The following is a 4,473-nucleotide window of genomic DNA, read 5'->3' on the forward strand; positions in this document are numbered from 1 at the left end:
ACGCACCTCGCCGGGACGGTGTCGCTGTGGCACTTCTTCACCGACCGCGAAGCGGCGGTCATCCAGTCGGTCGTCGACGACTTCGAGAAGAAGTACCCCGACGTGAAGGTCGTCGTGCATTCCGGCCAGGATGACACGAAGCTCACCACCGCGATCGCCTCCGGGCAGCCGGTCGACGTCGGCATCTCGTACTCCACCGACATCGTCGGCAAGTTCTGCTCGTCCGGCGCGTTCGTCGACCTGAAGCCCTACATCGCGCGCGACAAGGTCGACATGAACCAGTTCTCGGATGTCGTGAAGTCGTACACCGAGTTCAACGGCGTGCGGTGCACGATGCCGATGCTCGCCGACGCGTACGGCCTGTACTACAACACCGACATCCTGAAGAAGTTCGGGTATTCGGCGCCGCCGAAGACGCTCTCCGAGCTCGAGACGATGGCGATGAGGATGACGACCTTCAACGCCGACGGCTCGATCAAGACGCTCGGGTTCAATCCGTTCATGGGCTGGGCCGAGAACGCCGCGGCGCACTACGGGCCGGCCGCCGGAGCCCAATGGCTGAACAGCAAGGGACATGCCGTCATCTCCCAGGATGCCGGCTGGAAGGAGCTCCTGACCTGGCAGAAGGGCTTCGTCGACAAGATCGGGTACGACAAACTGAACAAGTTCACCGCCGGGCTCGGCCAGGAGTTCTCGGCGAGCAACGCGTTCCAGACCGGCCAGGTCGCGATGAACCTCGACGGCGAATGGCGCACTGCGTTCATCAAGGCGCAGGACCCGAAGCTGAACTACGGCACGGCCCCCTTCCCGACCGCGGACGACCACACCGACCTGTACGGCGGCGGCTACCTCACCGGCAACATCGCCGGCATCGGCAAGGGCTCCACCCACAAGGAACTGGCGTGGGCGCTGCTGAAGTACCTCACCACCGACACGTCCGCGGTCGTGAAGCTCGCGAACGGCCTCGGCAACGTGCCGACGACGAAGGATGCCCTCGCCTCCCCCGCCCTCAGCCTCGGACCGCAGTTCGGCACCTTCCTGCAGGTCATGGCGAGCCCGCACTCGGACACCACGCCGCCGAGCCCGGTCGGCGCCGGCTACCAGCAGACGTTCAACGACTACTGGACCGCGTTCCAGTCCGGGCACGGCGGCGATCTGACGGCCGGTCTGCGGAACGTGGACAAACAGGTCAACGCGTCCATCAACCTCGCGACGGGGCCGTGAGCGTCACGTCCGCCGCCACCCCGGGACGGGCGGCCCGCGCCGCCCGTCCCGCCTCCCGCGGCAACCGCAACGTCCGCACGAAACGCCGGGCGCGCTGGGTCATCGCGGCCATGATCGGCCCGGTGGTGCTGGGTCTCGTCGTCTTCTTCGTCTACCCGCTGATCGCGAGCGTGTGGTTCTCCCTCACGCGCTACGACATGGTCACCCCGCCGCAGTGGAACGACTTCCGCAACTACATCTACCTGTTCACGCAGGATCCGCTCGTGGGCACGGCGGCGCTGAACACCCTGTGGTTCGTGGTGTTCCTGGTGCCGATCCGCATGCTCACGGCGCTGTGCGTCGCGGGTCTCCTCGCCCGCGCGCAGCGGGCGTCCGGCATCTGGCGCATGATCTTCTACCTGCCGTCGCTCGTGCCGCCGGTGGCATCCGTCGTCGCGTTCGTGTTCCTCTTCAACCCGGGCACGGGGCCCGTCAACCAGATCCTGTCGTGGTTCGGGATCAACGGCCCGCTGTGGTTCAACGACCCGGCCTGGGCGAAGCCGTCGCTCGTGATCCTCGGCGTGTGGGTGATGGGCGACATCATGATCATCTTCCTTGCGTCGCTGCTGGACGTTCCCACCGAGCAGTACGAGGCGGCATCCCTCGACGGCGCGAACGGCCTCCAGAAGCTGCGCTATGTCACGTTCCCGAACATCGTGCCGGTGCTGCTGTTCGCCCTCATCACCGGCATCATCGCCGCACTGCAGTACTTCACCGAGGCCTCCGTCGCGTCGCAGGTCGCAAGCGGCAAGGCCACCGTCGGCGAGGGGGTCGGCGGCACGCTCGGCTACCCGGACGACTCGCTGCTCACCTACACGCAATGGCTGTACGAGCGCGGATTCGACGAGTTCCAGCTCGGCTACGCGAGCGCCCTCGCCGTCATCCTGTTCGTGGTCGCCGCCCTGTTCCTGGTCATCCTGCTGCGGCGCGTGAGCGCGTTCAGCCCGGAAGGAGCCCGCTGATGGCGACCGTGACCGAGACCCGTGCCCTCGTGGCGCCCGGCATCCCGGCGCCGCGCCGCAGGGCGAAGCACCGCGGCGGGATGCTGCTGTGGATCGCCGAGCACACCGTGCTCGTCGTGATCGGGGTGCTGTTCCTGCTGCCGGTCGTGTTCGTGCTGCTGACGTCGTTCATGACGGCGAACCAGACCCTCACCGGCGATCTGTGGCCGCACCCGTTCACGCCGGACAACTACGTCAAGGCGTTCACCGACGCGCCCCTGCTGCTGTGGTTCGGCAACTCCACGCTGTACGCCCTGCTGGCGACCGCGTTCATGCTGATCTCGAGCGTGCCGGCGGCGTATGCGCTGGCGAAGCTGCGCTTCCGCGGATCGAACCTGCTGTTCACCGCGATCATCGTGACGATGCTGCTGCCTCCGCAGGTGACGGCGGTTCCGGTCTACGTGATGTGGACCAACCTGCACCTGACCGGCACGCTCTGGCCGCTGATCCTGCCGAACCTGCTCGGCGACGCGTTCAGCGTGTTCCTGCTTCGGCAGTTCTTCCTCACGATCCCGACCGAGTACGCGGATGCCGCGCGCATCGACGGCTGCGGGGAGTTCGGCGTGCTGCTGCGCGTGGTCGTGCCGATGGCCCGGCCGGGCATCGCGGCGGCCGCGATCTTCATGTTCTTCAACTCGTGGAACGACTACTTCGGTCCCCTGCTGTACACGTCCGAGAACCCGGCCGCATGGCCGGTGGCGTACGGCCTCGCCACCTTCCGCGGGTCGCACGGCACCGACTGGGGCATCACCATGGCGATGACCCTCATCGTGACGGTGCCCATCGTGATCGTGTTCTTCTTCGCCCAGAAGGCGTTCGTGGAGGGCATCGCCCTGACAGGAGTCAAAGGATGAAACTGGCAGTCGTCGGCGGCGGCTCGACCTACACCCCCGAGCTCGTCGACGGGTTCGCCCGTCTGCGCACCCAGCTGCCGATCGAGGAACTGTGGCTCGTCGATCCCGATGCCACCCGCCGGGAACTCGTCGGCGGGATCAGCGAGCGCATGTTCCGCGCGGCGGGGCACCCGGGCCGGATCGTCACGACGGGCGACCTCGTCGCCGGGGTGTCGGATGCCGACGCGGTGCTCGTCCAGCTGCGCATCGGCGGACAGGATGCCCGGCGCGGCGACGAGACGTGGCCGCACGAATGCGGCTGCATCGGGCAGGAGACGACGGGCCCGGGCGGGTTCGCGAAGGCCCTGCGCACCGTCCCGGTGGTGCTGCGGGTCGCCGAGGCCGTGCGCCGGCACGCGAAGCCGGAAGCCTGGATCGTCGACTTCACCAACCCGGTCGGCATCGTCACGCGGGCGCTGCTGAACGCGGGCCACCGCGCGGTCGGGCTGTGCAACGTCGCGATCGGCTTCCAGCGCGCGTTCGCCGGGATGCTCGGCGTCGAGCCCGGCCGCGTGCAGCTCGGCCACGTCGGCCTCAACCACCTCACCTGGGAGCGGCACGCCTGGGTGCGGGATGCCTCCGGGCTGCAGTCCGACGCCCTCCCCGCACTGCTGCGGGAGCGCCGCGACGAGCTGGCGCAGCACGTGGAGCTGCCGGCATCCCTGCTGGACCTCCTCGGGATGCTGCCGTCGTACTACCTGCGCTACTACTACGCCCACGACGTGGTGCTCGCCGAGCAGCGGGATGCCCCGACCCGCGCCGAGATCGTACAGCAGGTGGAGCGCGAGCTGCTGGAGGTCTACGCCGACCCGGCGGTGGACGCGAAGCCCGCGCAGCTCGAACGCCGCGGCGGCGCCTTCTACTCGGAGGCGGCCGTCGACCTCATCTCGTCGCTCGTGGCCGACCGCGGCGACGTGCAGGTGGTGAACCTGCGCAACGACGGCATCCTGCCGTTCCTCCCCGACGACCACGTGATCGAGGTGCCGGCGACGGTGGATGCCGGCGGGGTGCGCGCCCTGCCCGTGGAACCGCTGACGCCCGACGTGGCGGGGCTGATCTCGCACGTGGCCGGTTACGAGCGGCTGGCGCTGGATGCCGCGGTGCACGGCGGCCGCGATCGCGTGCTGCGGGCCATGCTCGCCCACCCGCTCGTGCAGCAGTACGACCGGGCCGAGAAGCTCACCGACCTGCTCATCGCGCAGAACCGCGCGCACCTGGAGTGGGCGTGAACCCCGGGCAGCCCGTGATCGTCGCGGTCGACGGCGGCGGCAGCAAGACGGATGCGCTCGTTCTGTCGGTGACCGGCGAGGTGCTCG

At 68.6% G+C, this 4,473-nt stretch carries 4 protein-coding genes; all 4 read left to right on the plus strand.

Annotated elements, in window-relative coordinates; translation table 11 throughout:
• On the plus strand, positions 1 to 1,224 hold a 1,224-nt coding region (locus tag VJR25_RS07885; protein WP_324114300.1), incomplete at its 5' end, for an ABC transporter substrate-binding protein.
• A complete protein-coding gene (locus tag VJR25_RS07890; protein WP_324114302.1) occupies positions 1,221 to 2,225 on the plus strand; it encodes a sugar ABC transporter permease in 1,005 nt (334 codons plus the stop codon). The genes VJR25_RS07885 and VJR25_RS07890, both read left to right, overlap by 4 nt.
• Positions 2,225 to 3,118: a carbohydrate ABC transporter permease gene (locus VJR25_RS07895; RefSeq protein ID WP_324114304.1), complete on the plus strand. Its 894-nt coding sequence runs from the start codon at positions 2,225 to 2,227 to the stop codon at positions 3,116 to 3,118. Before VJR25_RS07890 ends, VJR25_RS07895 begins: the two co-directional genes overlap by 1 nt.
• Positions 3,115 to 4,386 carry a 6-phospho-beta-glucosidase gene (locus VJR25_RS07900; RefSeq protein ID WP_324114306.1) on the plus strand — a complete coding sequence of 424 codons (1,272 nt, stop codon included), beginning with the start codon at positions 3,115 to 3,117 and terminating at the stop codon, positions 4,384 to 4,386. The genes VJR25_RS07895 and VJR25_RS07900 overlap by 4 nt, the downstream gene beginning before the upstream one ends.
• Positions 4,387 to 4,473: the final 87 nt, after the last annotated feature.

The organism is Microbacterium sp. (assembly GCF_035277845.1).
Classification (GTDB): Bacteria; Actinomycetota; Actinomycetes; order Actinomycetales; family Microbacteriaceae; genus Microbacterium.

What these genes read in the sequence shown, in the direction of transcription:
- VJR25_RS07900 (WP_324114306.1), top strand. Translation starts at nt 3,115, where the DNA reads ATGAAACTGGCAGTCGTCGGCGGCGGCTCGACCTACACCCCCGAGCTC.
- VJR25_RS07895 (WP_324114304.1), top strand. Translation starts at nt 2,225, where the DNA reads ATGGCGACCGTGACCGAGACCCGTGCCCTCGTGGCGCCCGGCATCCCG.